We start from the raw sequence: 22,435 nt of genomic DNA, 5'->3' as shown, positions 1-22,435 counted from the left end.
ACCATGTCCAACGCTTCCAACTCCCGCATCCGCAAGTTCGGTTCGCGCGAGGCCGGCCCCGGCCGCCCCGTCTACGTCACCGGCGAGATCGGCATCAACCACAACGGCGACCTGGAGAACGCGTTCCGCCTGATCGACGCCGCCGCCGACGCCGGCTGCGACGCCGTCAAGTTCCAGAAGCGCACCCCGGAGATCTGCACGCCGCGCGACCAGTGGGACATCGAGCGGGACACCCCCTGGGGCCGCATGACGTACATCGACTACCGGCACCGCGTCGAGTTCGGCGAGGACGAGTACCGGGCCATCGACGAGTACTGCAAGAAGCGCGGCATCGACTGGTTCGCCTCCCCGTGGGACACCGAGGCCGTCGCCTTCCTGGAGAAGTTCGACGTCCCCGCCCACAAGGTGGCCTCCGCGTCCCTCACCGACGACGAGCTGCTCCGCGCCCTGCGCGCCACCGGCAAGACGGTCATCCTGTCCACCGGCATGTCGACGCCGAAGCAGATCCGCCACGCGGTCGAGGTCCTCGGATCCGACAACATCCTGATGTGCCACGCCACGTCGACGTACCCGGCCAAGGCCGAGGAGCTCAACCTGCGCGTCATCAACACGCTCCAGGACGAGTACCCGAACGTCCCGATCGGCTACTCCGGCCACGAGCCCGGCCTCCAGACCACGCTCGCCGCCGTCGCCCTCGGCGCCACCTTCGTCGAGCGCCACATCACCCTCGACCGCACCATGTGGGGCTCCGACCAGGCCGCCTCCGTGGAGCCGCAGGGCCTGGAGCGCCTGGTGCGCGACATCCGCGTCATCGAGACCGCCCTCGGTGACGGCGTCAAGAAGGTCTACGAGTCCGAGCTCGGCCCGATGAAGAAGCTGCGCCGCGTGCCCGGTGTCGTCGCCGAGTCGGAGATCGCCGTCGCCGCCGGCGAGCCGGTGGGTGTGTGACCTCAACCCCTGAGCGGCCCGGCGCGGTTGACCGCGCGCCGGGCCGCTCTCGGCGCCCTCGGGAGGGCAGCATGTCCGGCAGTACGTTGTGCTTCGTCGAGAGCCCGGTACAGCTCCTCAACGTCCTGGAGTGGGCACACCACCAGGAGGTCCTCGCGACCGTCGTGGTGCTCTCGCCCACCGACCCGATGACCCGCGGCCAGCTGCGCCGCATGGCCGAACTCGCCCGCACCGAGGGCCACACGGTGCGCTGGGAGGAGGCCCGCGGCGGCGCGGCCGCGCCCTTCCAGACCATCGGCGGGCTCGCCACCTCGCTGCGCAGGGCCGACCGGATCGTCCTCGGCGACCCGTTCTCCCGCTACGTACAGCTGCTGCTCACGATCACCCGCGCCCGCGAGCTCGTCGTCGTCGACGACGGCACCGCCACCATGGAGTTCGTCGCCCAACTGGTGCGCGGCGAACGGCTCGTGCGCTGGCACCGGCGCGGCGGCCGGACGGGCCCGCGCGACCTCGTCTTCGGCCCCGTCGCCGCCGCCGCACGCCGCAGGCTCACCGCGCACGCCCGCCGCGACTCGGTGTCCGTGTTCACGTCGATGCCGGTGGACGAGGTCCCCGAAGGCGTCACGGTCAGCTCCAACGACTACGCGTGGACCCGCGCCCGGTTCGGCCCGCCCCGCATCACGCGCGGCGCCGACATGGTCGGCACCTCCCTCGTCGAGACGGGCGTCGTCGACCTGGAGCAGTACCTCGCCGCGGTCCGCGAACTGGCCCGCGCGCACGGCGCCACCCGCTACTTCGCGCACCGCCGCGAGAGCGCCGACAAGCTGCACCGCCTCGCCGCCGGGACCGGCCTGGAGATCGTCCGCCCCGACCTCCCCCTCGAACTGATCGCCCGGCGCGGCCCGATAGGCCGGACCATCCTCAGCTTCCCGTCGACCGTCGTGCACACCCTGCCCATCGCCCTCGCCGGCACGGGCGTGAAGGTCGCCGTGTGCGAGATCGACCCGACGTGGCTGCGGCAGGGCGTCTCCGACCACGCGCAGGGCTTCCTCGCGGGGATCTCCGGCTCGGCGCGGGGCGCGGTGCGGGCGGTGTAGGTCCGGGCCGCGCGAAACCCGCTGGCCGCCCCGGCCCCGAAGGCCCTACGCTCACCCCGTGACCAGCCCCGAGTCCGACAGACTCCGGCCACCGGCAGCCGTCCGGTGGCCTTCTTCCGCGCCCCGCTGAGGCCCGTCCCTTCCCGGACCAGGCCTCCGCCGCCGCATACCGCAGCCACCGCACGCGCCGCCGGAACCGCGACCACACCCCTTCTCCACGGTCCCGGAGTCCGTCGTGCCCTTCGCTCTCCACCTGCTCGCCCTCGCCGTCTTCGCGCAGGGAACATCCGAGTTCATGCTCTCGGGGCTCGGCCCCGACATCGCCCATGACCTGGGCGTCTCCATCCCCGCCGCCGGCGCGCTCACCTCCGCCTTCGCGCTCGGCATGATCGTCGGGGCGCCGCTCACGGCGGTCCTCGCGGTGCGCTGGCCGCGCCGCCCGGCCCTGTTCGGTTTCCTCCTCGTCTTCGCCCTCGTGCACGTCGTCGGCGCGCTGACGACGAGCTTTCCCGTGCTGCTCGGCACGCGTGTCGTCGCGGCGCTCGCCAACGCCGGGTTCCTCGCCGTCGCCCTCGCCACGGCGGTGACCATGGTCGCCCCCGACGCCAAGGGCCGCGCCACCTCGGTCCTGCTCGGCGGCACCACCCTGGCCTGCGTCGCGGGCGTGCCCGGCGGGGCGCTGCTCGGCGGGCTCCTCGGCTGGCGGGCCGCGTTCTGGGCCGTCGCGCTGATCTGCGTACCCGCGATGTTCGCCGTGCTGCGGTCGGTGCCGGCGGAGCCCGGTGCGGGGGAGCGCGGCGGCGTACGCACGGAGCTGCGGGCCCTGCGCGGCCCGCGCCTGCTCACGACGCTGCTGCTCGGCGCGCTGGTCAACGCCGCCACGTTCTGCACGTTCACCTACCTGGCGCCGGTCGCCACGGAGGTCACCGGGATCGGTAAGGACTGGATTCCGGCGCTGCTCGCGCTCTTCGGGCTCGGTTCCTACGCCGGGGTCAGCACGGCGGGCCGGTTCTCGGACACGTATCCGAAGCGGGTCCTCGGCATCGGCGGGGCGGCGCTCCTGCTCGGCTGGGTCCTCCTGGCCCTCCTCGCGGGAAACACCGCGGCGGTGCTCGTCCTCGCCTTCGTCCAGGGCGGCCTGTCCTTCGCGGTCGGCTCGACCCTGATCGCGCGGGCCCTCTATGCGGCGTCGGGCGCGCCCACCCTCGCGGGCGGCCTGGCGACGGCCGCCCTCAACGTCGGCGCGGCCCTCGGCCCGTGGGCCGGCGGGCTCGCGATCGGGAGTGGGCTCGGGTACCGGGGCGTGCCGCTGGTGAGCGCGTTGCTCGTGGCGCTCGCGGTCGTTGTGACGTGTGTCGCACGAGTGGTGCGCGGGAGGGTCGGGGGCGAGACCGTCCTCGCCGACTGAGGCGCAGGTCGAGGCGCAGGTCGAGGCGCAGGTTGAAAAGAGACTTCATACCCCTCCTGTGCGATCGACATGCGCATCGCGGCCATGTTTCTTACCCCAATCCGGCTGAACTTTTGTTGATCGCGGGTTGGTTGGCCCCTGCATCGCCCTACCCTTCAGAGGGTGAACCAGTTGAAGTCCCGTGAGTCAGAGGCCGACAACCCCGGGGAATCCGTGCCGGGCGCCGCACTTCCCGGTGCGCTGCCCGAGGCGCTCCGCGCCGAACTCGTCGCCTTCAGGCGCGATCTGCACATGCACCCCGAGCTGGGCAATCAGGAGTTCCGCACCACCGCGGCACTCAAGACCCGCCTCGAAAGGGCCGGGCTCACGCCCCGCCTGCTCGGCATGGGGACCGGCCTCATCTGTGACATCGGCACCGAGGACGGCGAGTGGCGCGGCGGGCGCGGCATGCTCGCGCTGCGCGCGGACATCGACGCCCTGCCGATCCCGGACACCAAGACGGACTGCGCCTACCGTTCGACGGTGCCGGACCGGGCGCACGCGTGCGGGCACGACGTGCACACCACGGTCGTGCTCGGCGCGGGCCTCGTCCTGGCCGACCTGCACAGCAAGGGCCAACTGCCGCACCCCGTACGGCTGCTGTTCCAGCCGGCGGAGGAGGTGCTGCCCGGCGGCGCGCCCGACGCGATCGACTGCGGGGTGCTCGACGGCGTGCGCGGCATCATCGGCGTGCACTGCGACCCGAAGGTCGACGCGGGCCGCATCGGGATCCGCCCCGGCCCCATCACCTCCGCCTGCGACCGCCTGGAGGTCACCCTCGACGGCCCCGGCGGTCACACGGCGCGCCCGCACCTCACCACGGACCTGGTGACGGCCGCGGCCAAGGTCGCAACCGAGGTCCCGGCGCTCGTCGCCCGCCGCGTCGACGCGCGCTCGGGCCTCGCCGTCACGTGGGGCCGATTGGAGACGGGCCACGCGTGCAACGTGATCCCGCAGCACGCCGAACTGTCCGGCACGGTGCGCTGCCTCGACCTGGACGCGTGGCGGCAGGCACCCGACCTCGTCCACGGCGCGATCCAGGAGATCGCGGACCTGTACCGCGCGAAGCCGGTGGTCAACTACATCCGCGGGGTCCCGCCGGTGGTCAACGACCCGGTGGTCACCGACCTGTTGCGCGACGCGATGGCGGCCCGCCGCGGCCCCGACTCGGTCGAGGACACCCAGCAGAGCCTCGGCGGCGAGGACTTCTCCTGGTACCTGGAGCAGGTTCCCGGCGCGATGGCCCGGCTCGGCGTGAAGCCGCCGGGCGACCGGGGCTCCCGCGACCTCCACCAGGGCGACTTCGACGTGGACGAGGCCGCGATCACGGTCGGCGTGGAGCTCTTCACGGCGGCGGCGCTGCTGGACGGTGCGAGCCCCTGCGGCGATTAACCGCGACGTAACGGGAGACCGGCACGAATCGGTAACGCCGCCGTCAACCCCATTCCTCGGACTTTCTACGCGCGTTATGGTGCGCCGAACTGGGCGCCATACAAGGCGTGTTGGACGAATGGGGACTCCTGATGCGTCGAATACCGCGGCTCACAAAGATGGCCGTAGGCATCACAGGGCTGGCGCTCGCCGCGACCGCCTGTGGCGGCACCAGCAGCGAGAAGGGCGGAGGCGGCGACGAGAGCGGCGAGAAGCTCGGCCTCGCCATCGCGTACGACGTCGGCGGCAAGGGCGACCAGTCGTTCAACGACTCCGCCTACGAGGGCATGCTCAAGGCCAAGAAGGAGTTCGGCTACAAGACCGCCGACCAGGAGCCGAAGGACGGCGAGTCCGACGACGACAAGGTGCAGCGGCTCGCGAACCTCGCGAAGGCCGGCTACAACCCGGTCGTCGGCATCGGCTACGCCTACGGCCCGGCGATGAAGGAAGCCTCGAAGAAGTACCCGAAGACGACCTTCGGCATCGTCGACTCGGTCGTCGAGGGCAAGAACGTCGCCTCCCTCGTCTTCGCCGAGAACGAGTCCTCCTACCTGGCGGGCGTCGCCGCGGCCAAGGCCACCAAGTCCGACCACGTCGGCTTCGTCGGCGGCGTCGACAACGAACTGATCAACAAGTTCGAGGCCGGCTTCGAGCAGGGCGTCAACGACACCAAGAAGGGCGTCGACATCGAGGTCCAGTACCTCGACGAGGACCCCGCCAAGGGCTTCGCCAGCCCCGACCTCGGCGAGGCCGCGGCCAACAAGCAGCTGGAGGACGGCGCCGACGTGATCTACCACGCGGCGGGCCTGTCAGGGCAGGGCGTCATCAAGGCGGCCGCCGAGCAGAAGAAGTGGGTCATCGGCGTCGACTCCGACCAGTACGAGCAGAAGACCCTCGCCAAGTACAAGGAGTACATCCTCACCTCGGCGCTCAAGGAGGTCGGCGGGTCCGTCTACTCGCTGGCCAAGTCCGTCGAGGACAAGAAGCCGCTGAGCGGAGTGCAGACCTTCGACCTCAAGGTCGACGGCGTGGGCGCCTCGGAGGCCAACCCGAAGTTCAAGGAGATCGCCGGCCTGGCCGACGCGGTCGCCAAGGCCAAGGAGGGCATCGTCGGCGGCTCCATCAAGGTGCAGACGAAGCCGAAGAAGGGCTGACCCCGGCCCGCCGGCCCCGTGCCGCGCGGCGCCTCCGGTGAGTCCCACCGGCGGCGCCGCGCACCCCTTCGTATACGGCCCGGTGGGCGGTCCGGTATCCGCCCCCGTATCCGCCTCGTTCCCCGTCGATAACAGTCTGGACAACCAGGGTTCTCTGTCAGGTCTACGCGCGTTACTCTGCGGCGAACTCAGCGTCGGCCCCCTGCTGTTCCGGCGCTTGTACGAAGGAGCACTTCTCATGCGCCGGGTTTCCCGTATAGCGGTCGCAGGCACCGCGACCGCCTCGCTCGCCCTCGCCCTCTCCGCCTGCGGCGGCACCTCGTCGGACGCCCAGTCGGCCTCCGGCGGGGACAAGGACAAGGGCCTCGCCATCGCCTACGACGTCGGCGGCAAGGGCGACCAGTCGTTCAACGACGCCGCCTACGACGGCCTCCAGCAGGCCAAGAAGGAGTTCGGCTACCAGGTCGCCGACCAGGAGCCGAAGGACGGCGAGTCCGACGACGACAAGACCCAGCGCCTCGTGCAGCTGGCGAAGATGGGCTACAACCCGGTCGTCGGCATCGGCTACGCGTACGCCCCCGCCGTCAAGGAGGCCGCGGCGAAGTACCCGAAGACCACCTTCGGCATCGTCGACGACGCGACCGCCAAGGGCGACAACATCGCCGACCTGGTCTTCCAGGAGAACGAGGTGTCCTACCTCGCCGGTGTCACGGCCGCCCTGAAGACGAAGTCGAACACGGTCGGCTTCGTCGGCGGCGTCGACAACGCGCTGATCAACAAGTTCCAGGCGGGCTTCGAGAAGGGCGTCGAGGACACCAAGAAGGGCGTCAAGGTCGAGGTCCAGTATCTCGACGAGGACCCCGCCAAGGGCTTCGCCTCGCCGGACCTCGGCAAGGCCGCCGCCGAGAAGCAGCTGGAGGACGGCGCCGACGTCGTCTACCACGCGGCCGGCCTGTCCGGTCAGGGCGTCATCGAGGCGGCCGCCGCGGAGAAGGCGTACGCGATCGGCGTCGACTCCGACCAGTACGCGCAGGCCCCGCTGAAGAAGTACAAGAAGTACATCATCACCTCCGCCACCAAGGACGTCGCCAAGGCGATCTTCAACCTGGCGCAGTCGGTGCAGGACGGCAAGCCGGAGACCGGTGTCGTCACCGGCGACCTGAAGTCCGGCGAGGTCTCGCTCGCCGACTCCAACCCCGAGTTCAAGAGCGACTCCAAGCTCCAGGCGGCCCTGAAGAAGGCCGAGCAGGGCATCGTCGACGGCTCCGTCAAGGTGCCGGAGAAGCCCCAGAAGTAACACGAGGGAAAACAGGGCGCGGGGCGAGCGGCCCTCCTTCGGGATTCCTGCGGGAACCCTCCGGGAGGAGCCTTCTTCCCCGCGCCCTTCATCTGCGATCCTGCTCGAACTCACTTCTCGCACACCGCTGTTGGGGCGCTACGCGTGTAGGCGACCCCCTTCCCCAGGAGAGTGCGCCATCGCCACGTCAAGCTCCCCTCCCACCACCGTCGCCGTAGAACTCGAGGGCATCACCAAGCGGTTCCCCGGTGTGGTCGCCAACCACGACATCCGCCTCACCGTCCACAAGGGCACCGTGCACGCCCTGGTGGGGGAGAACGGGGCGGGCAAGTCGACCCTGATGAAGATCCTCTACGGCATGCAGAAGCCGGACGAGGGCACCATCACCATCGCCGGTGAGGAGGTCAGCTACTCCTCGCCCGCCGACGCCATCGCCCGCGGCATCGGCATGGTCCACCAGCACTTCATGCTCGCGGACAACCTCACCGTCCTGGAGAACGTCGTCCTCGGCAGCGAGAAGCTGTACGGGATCGGCGGCAAGGCCCGCCGCAAGATCCTGGAGATATCCGAGCGCTACGGGCTCGGGGTGCGCCCCGACGTCCTCGTCGAGGACCTCGGCGTCGCCGACCGGCAGCGCGTGGAGATCCTCAAGGTCCTCTACCGCGGCGCCACCACCCTGATCCTCGACGAGCCGACCGCCGTGCTCGTCCCGCAGGAGGTCGACGCGCTCTTCGACAACCTGCGCGGGCTCAAGGCCGAGGGCCTGTCCGTCATCTTCATCTCGCACAAGCTCGGCGAAGTCCTCTCCGTGGCCGACGAGATCACCGTCATCCGGCGCGGAACGACGGTCGGCACCGCCGTCCCCGCCGAGACCACGTCGAAGCAGCTCGCCGAGCTGATGGTCGGCAGCGAACTGCCCACCCCGGAGACGGCGGAGTCCACCGTCACCGACCGCCCCGTCGTCGAGGTCGACGAGCTGCGCCTCGCGGCCCCGCACGGCGGCAAGCCGCTCCTCGACGGCATCACGTTCACCATCCACGCCGGTGAAGTGCTCGGCCTCGCGGGCGTCGAGGGCAACGGGCAGACCGAGCTGATCGAGGCGCTCATCGGCCTGGAGCACGCGGACAGCGGCACCATCAAGCTGCTCGGCGAGGAGATCACCTCCTGGGCCACCCGCAGGCGCCGCGAGTCCGGCATCGGCTACATCCCCGAGGACCGGCACCGCCACGGCCTCGTCCTGAGCGCCCCGCTCTGGGAGAACCGGATGCTCGGCCACGTCACGGAGCGGCCCAACAGCAAGGGCTTCTGGCTCGACCCGAAGGGCGCGCAGGCCGACACCGAGCGGATCGTCAAGGAGTACGACGTCCGCACCCCCGGCATCGACGTCACCGCGGACTCGCTGTCCGGCGGCAACCAGCAGAAGCTGATCGTCGGCCGGGAGATGAGCCACAACCCCAAGTTCCTGATCGCCGCCCACCCCACCCGCGGTGTGGACGTCGGCGCGCAGGCGCAGATCTGGGACCAGATCCGGGCGGCCCGCCACGAGGGGCTCGCCGTGCTGCTCATCTCGGCCGACCTCGACGAGCTGATCGGCCTCTCCGACACCCTCCGGGTCATCTACGACGGCCGCCTCGTCGCCGACGCCGACCCGGCCGCCATCACCCCGGAGGAGCTGGGATCCGCCATGACCGGTGCGGCCTCGGGCCACCTGGAGCACACGGAAGACGGTGCCTGACCATGAACATCAGCAAGCGCTGGGATTCCGAGCGGATCCTGCTCGCGGTGGCCGGACCGGTCATCGCGCTGGTCGTGGCGTTCGCCCTGACCGCGATCGTGCTCGCGGCGTCCGGCGAGAACCCGATCGAGCCGTTCTCGATCATGTTCGAGCAGGCGACGTTCTCCGACGTCCAGGTGCTCATCATCAATGACGCCGCCGGGCTCTACGTCGGCGCGCTCGCCGTGGCCATCGGCTTCCGGATGAACCTCTTCAACATCGGCGTCGAGGGCCAGTACCGGCTCGCCGCCTGTGTCGCCGCCATCGTCGGCGCGCACATCGCGTTCCCGGCCTTCCTCCAGATCCCGCTGCTGATCCTGTCGGCGGCCCTGACCGGCGCGATCTGGTCGGGCATCGCGGGCATCCTCAAGGTGACCCGCGGCGTCAGCGAGGTCGTCTCCACGATCATGCTGAACTCGATCGCGGCCTCGGTCATCGCGTACCTCACCCTGGAGGACGCCTTCGGCGTCGCCGTCGGCAACAACCGCACGACCGGCGAGATGGACAAGGCCGGCTGGTTCCCCGGCATCAACATGGGCGACGCCGTCGGCACCATCTACGGCTTCGTCTTCGTCGCGATCGCGCTCGGCATCGTCTACTGGGTGATGCTGAACCGCACCCGCTTCGGCTTCGACCTGCGGGCCTCCGGCGCCTCCGACACCGCGGCCGCCGCCTCCGGCGTCTCCGCGAAGAAGATGGTCCTCACCGCGATGCTCCTGTCGGGCGCCGTCGCGGGCCTGGCCGGTCTGCCGACGCTGCTCGGCTCGACGCACACCTTCTCCGACTCGTTCCCGGCTGCCCTCGGCTTCAACGCGATCACGGTGGCGCTGCTCGGCCGCAACAGCCCGGTCGGCATGGCCCTCGCGTCCCTCCTCCTGTCCTGGCTGTTCAACGCGGCCGACCCGCTCGACCTGCAGGGCTACAGCTCCGAGATCGCCACGATCATGCAGGGCCTCATCGTGATCGCCGTCGTCGTCTCCTACGAGGCCGTCCGCGTCTGGGGCACCCGCCGCCAGCAGCAGCGCGTCGGCGCCGAACTCGCGGCGGGCCACGTCCTCACCGCCTCCGACAACAACGACAAGAAGCCGGAGGTGGCCGCCCGATGAGTACGGCTCCCGTTCTCGACAAGCCGGCCGCCCCCGCGGCGCGGCGCAAACTCAGCCTCCCGGTCCTGCTCCTGATCATCGCGGGCCTGCTCTGCCTGGTCTCCGCGGTCCGCCTGATCACCGACGCCAACGGCCTGACCTCCGTCAGCCAGATGTCGACCGCGCTCCAACTCGCCGTACCCATCGGCATGGCGGGCCTCGGCGGACTGTGGGCCGAGCGCGCGGGCGTCGTCAACATCGGCCTCGAAGGCATGCTGATCCTCGGCACCTGGTTCGGCGCCTGGGCCGGTTACCAGTGGGGCCCGTGGGTCGGCGTGTGCGCCGCGCTCATCGGCGGGGCGCTCGGCGGCCTGGTGCACGCCCTCGCCACCGTCACGTTCAACGTCAACCACATCGTCTCCGGTGTGGCCATCAACATCCTCGCCCTCGGCGCCACCCGCTACCTGTCCGTCCTCATGTACGACGGCATGGAGGGCGCCACGTCCCGCCAGTCGCCCGCCGTGCCCTCGCTCGGCGAGTTCACCGTCCCCGGCCTCGCGGACGCCCTCGCCGACCTCAACAAGCAGGGCTGGTTCCTGATATCCGACGTCGCGGGCCTGCTCGGCGGCGTCATGACGGGCGTGTCCTGGCTGACGCTGATCGCGGTGCTCCTGGTCCCCGCGTCCTGGTGGATCCTGTGGCGCACCTCGTTCGGCCTGCGGCTGCGGTCCTGCGGCGAGAACCCGGTCGCGGCGGAGTCCCTCGGCGTCAACGTCATCAAGTACAAGTACGTGGCCGTGATCATCTCCGGCGCCCTCGCGGGCCTCGGCGGCGCGTTCCTGTCGATGGTGTCCTCCAACTACTACCTGGAGGGCCAGACCGGCGGCCGCGGCTACATCGGCCTCGCCGCGATGATCTTCGGCAACTGGATGCCGGGCGGACTCGCCCTCGGCGCCGGCCTGTTCGGCTACAGCGACACCCTCAAGGTGCGCGGCGGCACGGAGAACACGCACGCGCTGCTCCTGCTGATCGCCATCCTGGCGCTCCTCGCGGTGGCCTGGCTGATCTGGAAGAAGAAGTACGTGGGCGCGGTCGTCACCCTGGCCGTCTCCATCCTCCTCTTCTTCTGGTACTCCTCCACCGATTCGGTACCGAGCCAGGTCGCCACGGCCATGCCGTACGTCCTGACGATGCTCGTCCTGGCACTCTCGGCACAGCGCCTGCGGATGCCGAAGGCGAACGGCAAGCCGTACCGGAAGGGGCAGGGCACGTGACATCGGAGACCGTCGACTGGGACCACCTGAGAGCGGCGGCGCGCGAGGCCATGTCCCGCGCGTACGCCCCGTACTCGGGATTCCCGGTCGGCGCGGCGGCCCTGGTGGACGACGGCCGCACGGTCTCCGGCTGCAACGTCGAGAACGCCTCGTACGGCCTCGGCCTGTGCGCGGAGTGCGGCCTCGTCTCCCAGCTGGTGGCCACGGGCGGCGGCCGCCTCACCCACTTCACGTGCGTGGACGGCAAGGGCGAACTGCTGATGCCGTGCGGCCGCTGCCGCCAGCTCCTGTACGAGTTCGGGGGCGCGGACCTCCTGCTGGAGACGGCGGCGGGGGTGCGGACGCTGGGGGAGATGCTCCCGGAGGCGTTCGGCCCGGAGAACCTGAACTGACGGAAGGGCCCGCGGGGATGTCACACCCGTGGGCCCTTCGGTGTCTTCATGTCGAACGGCCGGGAACAGCCCGACCGCAGAGGCGTCGAAGGTGGACACGATGGCACTCCGCATCCAGAAGGCAGCACTCCCCGAGGAACTCAAGCAGGGCATGGTCGACCAGCTCGGCGCGGTCATGGAGCCCGCCGAAGTGCTCTGGCACAACCCGAAGGTCGCCCAGGACGGTCTCGCTCTCGGCCGCCGGGTCGCGCAGTGGGACGCGGCGGACGAGACCCTCAAGTCGTTCGCGCACATGGCGGTCTCGGCGCAGGTCGGGTGCAGCTGGTGCCTCGACGTCGGCTACTTCCAGGCCCAGAACGAGCAGCTGGACCTGAAGAAGGCCAGCCAGGTCCCGCGCTGGCGCACCTCCGACGTCTTCACGCCGCTGGAGCGGGACGTCATGGAGTACGCCGAGGCCATGACCAACACTCCGCCCACGGTCACCGACGAGCTGTACGCGGGCCTGCTGGACGCCCTCGGCCCGGCGGCGATGGTCGAACTCACCACGTACATCGCCTTCGTGAACTTCTCGACACGCGGCAACACGGCCCACGGCATCAGCTCGCAGGGCTTCTCGGAGGCGTGCGAGATCCCGCTGGAGAAGCGTTCTTGATGCGGAACCCGCCGGACGATCCCTTCGTCACCCACCGCAGCCTGCTCTTCACGGTCGCCTACGAGATGCTCGGCTCGGCGGCCGACGCGGAGGACGTGCTGCAGGAGTCCTGGCTGCGGTGGGCCGCCGCGGACCGGACCGAGGTGCGCGACCCCCGCGCGTACCTCGTCCGGACCGTCACCCGCCAGTCCCTCAACCGCCTGCGCACGCTCTCCCGCCGCCGCGAGGACTACGTCGGCCAATGGCTCCCGGAACCCCTCCTGACCAGCCCCGACGTGGCGGAGGACGTCGAACTCGCGGAGAGCGTCTCGATCGCCCTCCTCACGGTCCTGGAGACCCTCGGCCCCACGGAACGCGCGGTCTTCGTCCTCCGCGAGGTCTTCGACGTCCCGTACGGGGAGATCGCCGAGGCCGTCGGCAGGTCCCCGGCCACCGTGCGCCAGATCGCCCGCCGCGCCCGCGACCATGTGGCGGCACGCCGACCACGCGTGAAGGTGGCGCGCACCGAGCAACAGGCCGTGGTGGAACGGTTCCTGGCGGCCATGCGCACGGGAAACCTGCAAGCCCTGATGGAGGTCATGGCCCCCGACGTGGTGATGATCGCCGACGGCGGCGGACGGGTGGCCGCGGCGAAGGTCCCGCTGCACGGCGCCGACGTGGTGGCGAAACTGCTCGCGACGGCGCAGGCCAGGGTGTCGACCCTGGCGGCGACCCCGACCTGGTTCAACGCGGCCCCCGCGGCCCGCATCGAATTCGACGGCGAACCGTCGGCGCTGAGCGTGGCGGTGGCGGAAGGCCGCATCACCCACATCTACGTGATCCGCAACCCGTCCAAGCTGACCCGGATCGACGAGGAGGCGCAATTGGGGAGGTAGACCATCCATGCCGCTGACACTTCAAGCCCTGGCCCGCGTGGGCGATTCAGGCTCTGGCGCGGGGTGGGCAATTCGCGCCCCGGCCCGGGGCGGGAGATTCGGGCTCCGGCGCGGGGTGTGGGCATTTCAAGCCCCGGCCCGCGTGGGCGATTCGGGCTCCGGTGCGGGGTGGGCACTTCGCGCCCCGGCGTCGGCTGACCATTTCATGCCCCGGCGCCGTGTGGGCATTTCAAGCCCCGCGCCCGGGTGAGCAATTCAAGCCCCTGCGGCGATTGAGCAGCGGGGTCCGGGGCAGAGCCCCGAGACGTAGGACCGGCGCGGCGGATCAATCCCGACCGGCCCGCCGCACCATCTCCCCGATCCACACCGGCGCATACGGAGACGTACACCCCGCCGACACCGGATAATCCTTGAGCACACCGAGCCGCTCGCCGACGGCAACCGCCCGGGCACGGTGCTCCGCATGCGCGATGCCGATCTGCGCGAGGCACGTGTTCATCGACCACTGCAACCGCTCCGGCGCCCCCGCCATCTCCGCCTCGACGACATCGAGCAGCCCCGACAGATCGAGCCCCTCCGGCTTCTTCACCACCCGGTCCGCCGTGAGCGCCCACCCGGCGGCCGCGACGACCGGGTCCTCGTCGCCCATCCAGGCCACCCGCAACGCCTCGGCGTACGCACTCTTCTTCACCACGTAATTGATCAGCCAGTCCTGCACCTTCGGCGCCCGCGCCTGGCGCAGCATGGCGTCCAGCTCGCCCTCCCCGAAGGCCTTCGGCCGGCAGACGAGGAGCGCGAGGAGCCGCGCGGCCGTGTCGTCGGTGGCCCACAGCTCGACCGCGAGGTCCTGCCGCGTCTTGAGGCGCTTCGCGATCGCCCGCAGCTTGCCCAGGTTCACGCCGTGGTCGTCGCCGTGCCGCTCGTTGACGGCGCGGGCCCTCGGGTCCTCGAGCCCGGCCAGCTCGTCGAGCAGTGCGCGCACCGTCGTGGCGGGCGCCTCGGTCTCGGGCACGGCGGTCTCCTGTTCGTCACGGGGTTTGCACGGCCTACACGGTACGGCGCACAGAGGCCGGCGGCACCCTTCACGCGGAGCGTCTATGCGCGTAGAGTCGCCGTGCCGTGGGAGCGTGGCGGGGTGCGCCGCGCTGTGCCGAAACGTTGGAGGATTTGCCATGGACGTCATCTCCGTCATCCGTACGAAGCGGGATCGCGGACGCCTCACGGACGCCCAGATCGACTGGGTCGTCGACGCCTACACGCGCGGCGAGGTCGCGGACGAGCAGATGTCGGCCCTGGCCATGGCGATCTTCCTGAACGGGATGGACCGCGCGGAGATCGCCCGGTGGACCGCCGCGATGATCGACTCGGGTGACCGGATGGACTTCTCGGCGCTGTCCCGCCCCACCGCCGACAAGCACTCCACCGGCGGCGTCGGCGACAAGATCACGCTGCCGCTCGCGCCCCTCGTCGCGGCCTGCGGCGCGGCCGTGCCGCAGCTGTCGGGGCGCGGCCTCGGTCACACCGGCGGCACGCTCGACAAGCTGGAGGCGATCCCCGGCTGGCGCGCGGACATCACCAACGACGAGATGATGCGCACCCTGGAGGACGTCGGCGCGGTCGTCTGCGCGCCGGGCAGCGGCCTCGCCCCGGCCGACAAGAAGCTGTACGCGCTGCGCGATGTCACGGCGACCGTGGAGTGCATCCCGCTGATCGCCTCCTCGATCATGTCGAAGAAGATCGCGGAGGGCACGGGCTCGCTGGTCCTCGACGTGAAGGTCGGCTCGGGCGCCTTCATGAAGGAACTGGACGCCGCCCGCGAACTCGCCCGCACGATGGTCGGGTTGGGCACGGACCACGCCCTGCCGACGGTCGCCCTGCTGACGGACATGAACACCCCGCTCGGCCTCACCGCGGGCAACGCGCTCGAAGTCCGGGAATCCGTCGAGGTGTTGGCGGGCGGCGGCCCCGCCGACGTCGTGGAACTCACCCTCGCCCTCGCCCGCGAGATGCTCGACGCGGCGGGCCTGAAGGACGTCGACCCGGCGAAGGCCCTCGCCGACGGCCGCGCGATGGACGCCTGGCGGCGGATGATCGCGGCCCAGGGCGGCGACCCGGACGCGGCGCTGCCGACGGCCCGCGAGACCCACACGGTCACCGCGGCGGAGTCCGGCGTCCTCACCCGCCTCGACGCGATGGGCGTGGGCCTCGCCGCCTGGCGCCTCGGCGCGGGCCGCTCCCGCAAGGAGGACCCGGTGCAGGCGGCGGCGGGCGTCGAACTGCACGCCAAGCCGGGCGACTCCGTCTTCGCCGGGCAGGTGCTCATGACGCTGCACACGGACACCCCCGACCGCTTCTCGTACGCGCTCGAAGCACTGGAGGGCGCGTACGACATCGCCCCCGCAGGCACGGACTTCACGGCGCGCCCCATTCTGCTGGAACGTATCGCCTGACCTGCGGTTTCCTCCTTTGGACGAACGGGACCGGTGGACCGGCACCGGTCCCGTTCGGCATGCTGTAGTCGGTGACGCACTGATAGGAGACCGCCATGAGCGCACTCACCGTCCGCCATGACCCCGAGCAGGGCTGGGACCGACTGGTCCGGTTCTGGGAGGAGATGGAGAGGCCTGAGGGCAGCAAGGTGGAGATCATCGACGGGACCATCACCGTGTCACCTTCACCTGCCTACCAGCACAACGTGATCGCCGCGCGTATTCAGCGGCGCCTCAACCTCGTGATCCCCGAGGAATGGGAGGTCTTTCAGACGCTGGCCATCGCCGTACCGTCCCGCATGGGGATGCTCATCCCGGACATCCTCGTGGCGCCGGGCGACGCGGACGTGGAGTCGGACTCCCACATCCCCGCAGCCCTCGCCGAACTCGTCGTTGAGATCACCTCGAAGTCCAACGCCTCGAACGACCGCATCAGCAAGTGCGCGGCGTACGCGGCGGCGGGCATCCCGTTCTATTTGCTCGTCGACCGCTGGGCCCCCGAAGGCCCGACCACGACCCTCTACGGCGAGCCGAAGAAGGACGTGTACCGCCCCCTGAGCGTCGTCAAGTTCGGAGACCCGCTCACTCTCCCGGCACCCTTCGACCTGACCATCGACACGGGCGAGTTCCCCACCCCCTGAGGTCACCCCAGCAGCGCCGCCACCACGACCAGCGCCGGCACCGACGCCATCGTCGACAGCAGGATCGACTCCCGCGCCAGCCGCTCGCCCACCCGGTAGTGGCTCGCGTACGTGAAGATGTTCTGGGCCGCCGGAAGCGCCGAGGTGACCACGACGTCGAGCAGCCGCGCCCCGTGCAGACCGAAGACGAACGAGGCGAGCGCCCACGCCACCACCGGCTGGCCCACCGCCTTCAGCACCGTCGACAGCAGCACCGGCACCCGGTCCGCGCCCCGGCCGCCGGGCCACGAACTCCCGCACAGCGATATCCCGAACGCGATGAGGATCGCCGGGACGGACATGTTCGCGATGAGTTCCAGCGGGTCGAAGATCGGCGCGGGCACCGTGATCCCCGTGGCCGACACCAGCACCCCCGACAGCGAACCGATCGCCACCGGATTCCGGAACGGTGTGAGCAGCCGCTGCCCCCACGTCAGCCGTGCCGCACCGGACGCCGCCTCCGTCAGGTCGAGCACCGTCAGCGCCACCGGAGTCACGACGAGCTGCTGGAAGAGGAGGACCGGGGCGACGAGCGAGGCGTCCCCGAGGACGTACACCGCGATCGGGATGCCCAGGTTCCCGGAGTTCACCAGCGACGAGCACAGCGCGCCGATCGTGGTGCGGCCCGTTCCCCAGCGGCGCAGCACGCCCACCGTGATGAAGATTCCGGCCATCGCCGCCGTGGAGAGCGCCGTGACCAGCAGGCTCGGCGACAGGATCACCGCCAGGTCCGCTTTGGCCAGCATGGTGAACAGCAGCGCGGGCGACGCCACATGGAACGCCAGCTTGTTGAGCACCTCCCGGCCGTTCGCACCCAGATAGCCGCGCCGACCGATGACGTAGCCGACCGCGATGACGATCGCGATGACCGCGAAACCGTTGAGTACCCCCTGCACCCGTCAAGACTCCGCCGCGGACGGATCGCCGGTCAACGTTGATCCACTATCCGAATCAACGTGACCCGGGCCACGTACCCGCATCCGGACGGGACCGATGAATTCCGCACCGACGCACGGTCATTCGTACGTGGCCGATTCCTCGCTCCCTCCCGACCCCTCGCCCGTCGTGGTGCTCGCCGGGCCCATCCGCTCCGGCGACGCGCCCCGGCTGTGCGAACGCCTGCGCGCCGCACTGCCCGGCGCACCGGCGGTGACCTGCGACGTCTCCGGCGTGACCACCGCCGACCTCGCGACGCTCGACGCGCTGGCCCGGATGCAGCTCGCCGCCCGCCGCGCCGGGTCACGGATGGTGCTCCGCGACCCGCCCGCGGGACTCGCCGTGCTCCTCGAACTCGCCGGGATGGCCGAGGTGCTGGGAGCCTCCGCCGCCGGTGCGTCAGGCGTCGAGATGGTCCGGGACGCCGAACAGCGGGAACCAGCGCTGCGTGTCGAGGAAGCAGTGATACCCCGCGATCCGCCCCGCTGAGAACTCGATGACCTGGATCGCCCAGGGCGTGAAGCCTCCCTTGTCCGGGTCCGGCTTGTAGTGGGCGAACGCCGGCGTCCCGTTCGACACCACCGGCAGCAGGCGGGAGCCCGCGCAGGACGCGCCGATCGTCGTCATGAAGCCCGTGATGTCCTCGGGGCCGCGCAGCCACAGGTCGAACGGCGGCATCGTCATGATGGCGTCCTCGGCGAGCAGCTCGGTGAGGGCCTTCATGTCGTAGCCCTCGAACGCCGCGATGTAGCGCTCCAGGAGCTTCTGCTGCTCCTCGTCGAGCGGATTCGCCGTCGCGGAGTCGGCGGGCGGCGCCTCCGCCAGCGTCGCCCGCGCCCGCTGCAGCGCGCTGTTCACCGACGCCACCGACGTGTCCAGCAGGTCCGCGACCTCCTGGGCCTTCCACGCCAGGACCTCGCGCAGGATCAGCACCGCCCGCTGCTTCGGCGGCAGCTGCTGCAGCGCGGCGACGAACGCCAGCCGCACCGACTCCCGCGCCACGGCCGCCTCCGCCGGGTCGTGCACCGTCGGCAGCACCCGCGCGTCCGGGATCGGCTCCAGCCACACATTGTCGGGGCGCGGGTTCAGCGCGGCCTGGGCGAGCGGGGCCGCCGCCGTCAGGTCCATCGGGCGGGCCCGCTTGTTCCCCGCGTTCAGCGAGTCCAGGCACACGTTCGTCGCGATGCGGTACAGCCACGAGCGCAGCGATGAGCGGCCCTCGAACTTGTCGAAGCTGCGCCAGGCCCGCACCATCGTGTCCTGCACGGCGTCCTCGGCCTCGAACGCCGAGCCCAGCATCCGGTAGCAGTACCCGGTCAGCTCGACCCGGTGCTTCTCCAGGTCGTCGAGACCTGCCTTTGTCGCGGTGTCACTCATCGCCCCTGCCCCCAACCATGGTTGACGCCCCCATCGCCGCTGTGAGTTCCAGCACGACGAAAGCTACCGCAGCCCACTGACAACGGCCCCCCGACCTGGGAAATGCCCAGGTCAAGAGGCCGTATCCGGAACGCCAGAGGCGCTTGTTCCGATCGCCGCGCGTGTGCGGGCCGCCACGGGGAGGCGTCAGTGCGCCGCGACGGGGCCGCCACCGGTACGGTGCCGCGCGGAGCGGGCCGCGTACGTGCCCCACACCGTGATCGCCACGACGCCGAGCACCGCGAGGAAGCCGAGGCCCACCGTCCCCGCCCAGCCCCCGGCGTGGAAGGCGACCGCGCCGACGGCCGAGCCGACGCTGGACCCGACGTAGTACATGGTCTGGTAGAGCGCCGAGGCCTGCGCCCGCCCGTGCGTGGCGGTGTGGCTGACGGAGGACGAGGCCGTCGCGTGGCCCGCGAAGAAGCCCGCCGTGATCAGCACCAGGCCGAGCAGCACGGACACGATGTTCGGCACGAGGGCGAGGAGCAGCCCCGCCATCGTCGTGCCCGCCGCCAGGTACAGCGTGCCGCGCCGCCCGAGCCGGGTGACCAGGCGACCCGCCGCGGCCGAGGAGGCGGTCCCCACCAGGTAGACGATGAAGATCGAGCCGACGACACCCTGGGGGAGGGAGAAGGGCGCCGCGGACAGCCGGTAGCCGATCACCGTGTAGACCCCGCCGAACACCATCATGAACAGCGCGCCGATCAGGTACAGGCGGCGCAGCAGCGGGTTCGCGAGGTGGCTGCCGACCGTGGCGGCGAGGGCGCGCGGACGCAGCGAGCCCGGCGTGAAGTGGCGCGGCGCCGGCAGCAGCATCCGGAACGCGACGGCGCACGCCACCGCGATCAGCCCGATCACGCCGACGGCCACCCGCCAGCCCCAGACCTGCGCGAGCCAGCCGCCGATGATCCGGCCGCTCATGCCGCCGATGGAGTTGCCGGCGACGAACAGTCCGATGGCCGCGACCAGCGCCTTCGGCCGTACCTCCTCCGCGAGGTACGCCATCGCCGACGCGGGCAGGCCCGCGAGGGCGGCGCCCTGGAGCGCGCGCAGCGTGATCAGCGCGCCGAGCGAGGGCGCGAACGGGACCAGGAGCCCCACCGCGACCGCCACCGTCAGCGAGACGGTCATCACCGTGCGCCGCCCGAACCGCTCGGACAGCGCGCTCAGAGGCAGCACGCACACCGCGAGCGCGAAGGTCGACGCGGAGACCGTCCAGGCCGCCGCGCTCGCGCTCGCGCCGTAGTCGTCGGAGATGAGGGGGAGCAGGGCCTGCGTCGAGTAGAGGAGCGCGAAGGTGGCGACTCCGGCGAGGAACAGGGCGAAGCTCATACGGCGGTAGCCGGGGCCGCCGGGCGTCAGCCGGGTGTCGGCCGCGGGCCTGGGATCAGCGGTGGGCTGGGAGCGGGCGACCGCGTCGGTGGAGGCGGCCGCCTGGCTACTGGCAGGTGACATGCCCCGAACGTAGGCTCACCTGCATTCATGCGTCCAATGCATGAAGAGGCCATAATCGTTCCCATGCAGCATGAGCAGAGGTCGGAGCAGCGCCTGTCACCCATTGGTGACACGGAAGACATCGTCACGCTCCTCGCCCCGCGCCTCGCCCACTTCGCCGGGGTCGCCCGCACCGAGCACGTCACGCGCGCGGCGCAGGAGATGAACGTGCCGCAGTCCACGCTCTCCCGCGCCCTGGTCCGCCTCGAACGCGACCTGGGCGTCGACCTGTTCGCCCGGCGCGGCCGCACGGTGTCGCTGACGCCGGCAGGCCGTACGTTCCTCGGCTCGGTGGAGCGCGCGCTCGGCGAGATCGAGAAGGCGGTCGAGTCGGTGCGCGCCGACGCCGACCCCGAGTCCGGCAAGGTCGCCTTCGGCTTCCTGCACACCATGGGTACGGAGACGGTGCCCGGCCTGATCCGCGCCTTCCGCGCCGAGCACCCCCGCATCCGCTTCAGCCTCGTGCAGAACTACGGGGAGGCGATGCTGGAGCGGCTGCGCGCGGGCGAGCTCGACCTGTGCCTGACCTCGCCCGTCCCGGACGCGCCGGGCCTGGTCGCCCGCCGCCTCGACGAGCAGCGCCTGCGCCTCGTCGTCCCCGACCACCACCGCCTCGCGGCCCGCAAGCGCATCCGCCTGGCGGAGGCGGCGGAGGAAACCTTCGTCACCCTCGAACCGGGCTACGGACTGCGCCGCATCTGCGACGACCTGTGCGCGGAGGCCGGGTTCACGCCGCGGATCGCGTTCGAGGGCGAGGAGGCGGAGACGCTGCGCGGCTTCGTCGCGGCCGGGCTCGGGGTCGCGCTCCTGCCACCGCCGACGGTGCCGCGCCCGGGAGTCGTGGAACTGGCGGTGACGGGCCAGCGGGCGGTGCGCGAGATCGGCGTCGCATGGCTGGACGGCCACCCGGACACACCCCCCGTAGCGGCCTTCAAGAAGTTCCTGCTGTCCCGCAGGGGCAAACTCCTGCCGGAGCACACCACTTCGGGCGCCGAGGAGGCGACTGATTCAAGCCCCGCCGGCAATTGAGGCGCGCATTTTGAGCCCCTGCGGCGATTGAGCAGCGGGGCCCGGGGCAGAGCCCCGCGACCGCACCCCCGTTCCGGCGCAACACTCAGACCCGGCGCACACTAGAGCGTCCGCCCGAAGCCGGAGGCCAACGGCATCCGCAACCCCAACGGCGGCGGCGCCGCGAACGCGTCCCGAAGCGGCCGCGAGAACGGCCGCCCGAACAACACTCCCATCGCGAAGTCCACGGCCAGCGAACCGACTTCGAAACGATGCTGCGCCAGCCCGTGCCCGTCCGAGTGCACCTCGAACCGGCACACGTCGCGGTTCGTCTTCTTCGCGCGGCCCGCGAGCCGGAAGGACAACTCCGGGTCCGTGCGCCTGTCGTCCGTGCCGTGCACGATGAGGACCCGGCGGCCCGCGAGCTGCCTGACCGGTTCCAGGGGCGCCGCCACATCGTCCTCGGGCAGCCAAGGGGCGAGCGCCAGGACGGAGTTGACGGCCTCGTGGTCGGCCGCGTGCAGCGCCGCCCGGCCGCCCATGTCGATGCCGGCGAGACAGACCGGTACGTCCCCGTAGCGGCGCACGACCTCGTCGGCTGCCCACCGGGCGTCGCGCGCGAGTTCGGCCTGCGTCTCGTTCCAGCCGCGGCACCGGTACTGCACGATGTGCGCGACCAGGCCCTCGTCGCGCCCCGCGCGCGTGAGGCGGCGTGCGAGCGGACGAAGCGCCGCCCGGTCCATGGGCGAGGGTCTGCGGGTCGACGTCTCCTCGCCCGCGGGGAGCAGCAGCACCACGCCGCCCACCGCCCCCGGCACCGGCCCGGCCGCCCTGGCAAGCCGCGCCTCGCGGCCCTGCGTCGCTCGCTGCTGCATGACAGCACAGTGCCAGAAGCCCGGCGCACGACGCCGGTGGACGGGTCACTGTTGCGTATCGACGGATCATGCCCGCGCACCGGGTTCACCGCGTGCAACGAACCGACAACG

Annotated in this window: 21 protein-coding genes; 16 read left to right on the top strand and 5 right to left on the bottom strand. The window is 71.1% G+C overall.

Annotation, left to right across the window (positions count from 1 at the left end):
- The first annotated feature begins 3 nt into the window (after positions 1-3).
- The 12 genes from ACFV9W_RS24940 to ACFV9W_RS24885 all read left to right on the top strand — a co-directional run bounded on the left by ACFV9W_RS24940 (position 4) and on the right by ACFV9W_RS24885 (position 13,426).
- Positions 4-948, top strand: coding sequence for an N-acetylneuraminate synthase family protein (locus ACFV9W_RS24940; RefSeq protein WP_385764556.1), 945 nt, complete (start codon positions 4-6; stop codon positions 946-948).
- Between the two features lie 71 nt (positions 949-1,019).
- Entirely contained in the window at positions 1,020-2,045 is a 1,026-nt protein-coding gene (locus tag ACFV9W_RS24935; protein ID WP_385764554.1) for a hypothetical protein, read from the top strand.
- Positions 2,046-2,280: 235 nt separating this feature from the next.
- Positions 2,281-3,453: a Cmx/CmrA family chloramphenicol efflux MFS transporter gene (locus tag ACFV9W_RS24930; RefSeq protein WP_385764552.1), complete on the top strand. Its 1,173-nt coding sequence runs from the start codon at positions 2,281-2,283 to the stop codon at positions 3,451-3,453.
- Positions 3,454-3,615: 162 nt separating this feature from the next.
- A complete protein-coding gene (locus tag ACFV9W_RS24925) occupies positions 3,616-4,884 on the top strand; it encodes an amidohydrolase (protein WP_385764550.1) in 1,269 nt (422 codons plus the stop codon).
- 131 nt (positions 4,885-5,015) lie between these two features.
- A complete protein-coding gene (locus tag ACFV9W_RS24920) occupies positions 5,016-6,077 on the top strand; it encodes a BMP family protein (RefSeq protein WP_385764548.1) in 1,062 nt (353 codons plus the stop codon).
- A 238-nt stretch (positions 6,078-6,315) separates the two neighbouring features.
- Positions 6,316-7,374 carry a BMP family protein gene (locus ACFV9W_RS24915; protein WP_385764547.1) on the top strand — a complete coding sequence of 353 codons (1,059 nt, stop codon included), beginning with the start codon at positions 6,316-6,318 and terminating at the stop codon, positions 7,372-7,374.
- Between the two features lie 178 nt (positions 7,375-7,552).
- Positions 7,553-9,109: an ABC transporter ATP-binding protein gene (locus ACFV9W_RS24910; RefSeq protein ID WP_385764685.1), complete on the top strand. Its 1,557-nt coding sequence runs from the start codon at positions 7,553-7,555 to the stop codon at positions 9,107-9,109.
- A 2-nt stretch (positions 9,110-9,111) separates the two neighbouring features.
- Positions 9,112-10,254, top strand: a complete 1,143-nt coding sequence (locus tag ACFV9W_RS24905; protein ID WP_385764545.1) for an ABC transporter permease — start codon at positions 9,112-9,114, stop codon at positions 10,252-10,254.
- Positions 10,251-11,507 carry an ABC transporter permease gene (locus ACFV9W_RS24900; RefSeq protein ID WP_385764543.1) on the top strand — a complete coding sequence of 419 codons (1,257 nt, stop codon included), beginning with the start codon at positions 10,251-10,253 and terminating at the stop codon, positions 11,505-11,507. Before ACFV9W_RS24905 ends, ACFV9W_RS24900 begins: the two co-directional genes overlap by 4 nt.
- A complete protein-coding gene (locus tag ACFV9W_RS24895) occupies positions 11,504-11,899 on the top strand; it encodes a cytidine deaminase (RefSeq protein WP_385764541.1) in 396 nt (131 codons plus the stop codon). Before ACFV9W_RS24900 ends, ACFV9W_RS24895 begins: the two co-directional genes overlap by 4 nt.
- A gap of 100 nt (positions 11,900-11,999) precedes the next feature.
- Positions 12,000-12,551: a carboxymuconolactone decarboxylase family protein gene (locus tag ACFV9W_RS24890; protein ID WP_385764539.1), complete on the top strand. Its 552-nt coding sequence runs from the start codon at positions 12,000-12,002 to the stop codon at positions 12,549-12,551.
- On the top strand, positions 12,551-13,426 hold the full coding sequence (locus ACFV9W_RS24885) for an RNA polymerase sigma-70 factor (protein WP_385764537.1): 876 nt from the start codon (positions 12,551-12,553) through the stop codon (positions 13,424-13,426). Before ACFV9W_RS24890 ends, ACFV9W_RS24885 begins: the two co-directional genes overlap by 1 nt.
- Before the next feature lie 325 nt (positions 13,427-13,751).
- Here the strand turns inward: ACFV9W_RS24885 and ACFV9W_RS24880 are convergent, their stop codons facing one another.
- The gene (locus ACFV9W_RS24880; RefSeq protein WP_385764535.1) at positions 13,752-14,438 is read right to left on the bottom strand and encodes a DNA alkylation repair protein; all 687 of its coding nucleotides are present in this window, start codon (positions 14,436-14,438) and stop codon (positions 13,752-13,754) included.
- A gap of 160 nt (positions 14,439-14,598) precedes the next feature.
- Between ACFV9W_RS24880 and ACFV9W_RS24875 the strand changes: the two genes are divergently transcribed.
- Positions 14,599-15,876 (top strand): thymidine phosphorylase, encoded by a 1,278-nt coding sequence (locus ACFV9W_RS24875; RefSeq protein ID WP_385764533.1) that lies wholly within the window; start codon positions 14,599-14,601, stop codon positions 15,874-15,876.
- Between the two features lie 95 nt (positions 15,877-15,971).
- Positions 15,972-16,556, top strand: a complete 585-nt coding sequence (locus tag ACFV9W_RS24870; protein ID WP_385764531.1) for a Uma2 family endonuclease — start codon at positions 15,972-15,974, stop codon at positions 16,554-16,556.
- Between the two features lie 2 nt (positions 16,557-16,558).
- Here ACFV9W_RS24870 and ACFV9W_RS24865 read toward each other — a convergent pair whose 3' ends face one another.
- Complete coding sequence (locus ACFV9W_RS24865; protein WP_385764529.1) at positions 16,559-17,491, bottom strand: AEC family transporter; 933 nt, start codon at positions 17,489-17,491, stop codon at positions 16,559-16,561.
- Between the two features lie 97 nt (positions 17,492-17,588).
- On the opposite strand from ACFV9W_RS24865, the gene ACFV9W_RS24860 reads away from it, so the two are divergent.
- A complete protein-coding gene (locus ACFV9W_RS24860; protein ID WP_385764527.1) occupies positions 17,589-18,020 on the top strand; it encodes a lipid asymmetry maintenance protein MlaB in 432 nt (143 codons plus the stop codon).
- Here the strand turns inward: ACFV9W_RS24860 and ACFV9W_RS24855 are convergent.
- Together ACFV9W_RS24855 and ACFV9W_RS24850 are read right to left on the bottom strand one after the other, a co-directional pair.
- Positions 17,931-18,908, bottom strand: coding sequence for a sigma-70 family RNA polymerase sigma factor (locus tag ACFV9W_RS24855; protein ID WP_385764524.1), 978 nt, complete (start codon positions 18,906-18,908; stop codon positions 17,931-17,933). The genes ACFV9W_RS24860 and ACFV9W_RS24855 overlap by 90 nt on opposite strands.
- Before the next feature lie 186 nt (positions 18,909-19,094).
- Complete coding sequence (locus ACFV9W_RS24850) at positions 19,095-20,402, bottom strand: MFS transporter (RefSeq protein ID WP_385764522.1); 1,308 nt, start codon at positions 20,400-20,402, stop codon at positions 19,095-19,097.
- 63 nt (positions 20,403-20,465) lie between these two features.
- Between ACFV9W_RS24850 and ACFV9W_RS24845 the strand changes: the two genes are divergently transcribed.
- On the top strand, positions 20,466-21,470 hold the full coding sequence (locus ACFV9W_RS24845; protein WP_385764520.1) for a LysR substrate-binding domain-containing protein: 1,005 nt from the start codon (positions 20,466-20,468) through the stop codon (positions 21,468-21,470).
- Positions 21,471-21,571: 101 nt separating this feature from the next.
- On the opposite strand, the gene ACFV9W_RS24840 is transcribed toward ACFV9W_RS24845, so the two are convergent.
- Entirely contained in the window at positions 21,572-22,324 is a 753-nt protein-coding gene (locus tag ACFV9W_RS24840; protein WP_385764518.1) for an alpha/beta hydrolase, read from the bottom strand.
- Positions 22,325-22,435: the final 111 nt, after the last annotated feature.

The sequence above is a fragment of the Streptomyces sp. NPDC059897 genome (assembly GCF_042730865.1).
Classification (GTDB): domain Bacteria; phylum Actinomycetota; class Actinomycetes; order Streptomycetales; family Streptomycetaceae; genus Streptomyces.
This window is presented reverse-complemented; position numbering and strand designations above follow the sequence as displayed.

Coding starts and splice junctions, on each gene's coding strand:
- ACFV9W_RS24890 (WP_385764539.1), top strand. CDS start 12,000: ATGGCACTCCGCATCCAGAAGGCAGCACTCCCCGAGGAACTCAAGCAG.
- ACFV9W_RS24875 (WP_385764533.1), top strand. CDS start 14,599: ATGGACGTCATCTCCGTCATCCGTACGAAGCGGGATCGCGGACGCCTC.
- ACFV9W_RS24870 (WP_385764531.1), top strand. CDS start 15,972: ATGAGCGCACTCACCGTCCGCCATGACCCCGAGCAGGGCTGGGACCGA.
- ACFV9W_RS24905 (WP_385764545.1), top strand. CDS start 9,112: ATGAACATCAGCAAGCGCTGGGATTCCGAGCGGATCCTGCTCGCGGTG.
- ACFV9W_RS24850 (WP_385764522.1), bottom strand. CDS start 20,402: ATGTCACCTGCCAGTAGCCAGGCGGCCGCCTCCACCGACGCGGTCGCC.
- ACFV9W_RS24840 (WP_385764518.1), bottom strand. CDS start 22,324: ATGCAGCAGCGAGCGACGCAGGGCCGCGAGGCGCGGCTTGCCAGGGCG.
- ACFV9W_RS24940 (WP_385764556.1), top strand. CDS start 4: ATGTCCAACGCTTCCAACTCCCGCATCCGCAAGTTCGGTTCGCGCGAG.
- ACFV9W_RS24915 (WP_385764547.1), top strand. CDS start 6,316: ATGCGCCGGGTTTCCCGTATAGCGGTCGCAGGCACCGCGACCGCCTCG.
- ACFV9W_RS24885 (WP_385764537.1), top strand. CDS start 12,551: ATGCGGAACCCGCCGGACGATCCCTTCGTCACCCACCGCAGCCTGCTC.
- ACFV9W_RS24920 (WP_385764548.1), top strand. CDS start 5,016: ATGCGTCGAATACCGCGGCTCACAAAGATGGCCGTAGGCATCACAGGG.
- ACFV9W_RS24845 (WP_385764520.1), top strand. CDS start 20,466: ATGCAGCATGAGCAGAGGTCGGAGCAGCGCCTGTCACCCATTGGTGAC.
- ACFV9W_RS24900 (WP_385764543.1), top strand. CDS start 10,251: ATGAGTACGGCTCCCGTTCTCGACAAGCCGGCCGCCCCCGCGGCGCGG.
- ACFV9W_RS24860 (WP_385764527.1), top strand. CDS start 17,589: ATGAATTCCGCACCGACGCACGGTCATTCGTACGTGGCCGATTCCTCG.
- ACFV9W_RS24935 (WP_385764554.1), top strand. CDS start 1,020: ATGTCCGGCAGTACGTTGTGCTTCGTCGAGAGCCCGGTACAGCTCCTC.
- ACFV9W_RS24855 (WP_385764524.1), bottom strand. CDS start 18,908: ATGAGTGACACCGCGACAAAGGCAGGTCTCGACGACCTGGAGAAGCAC.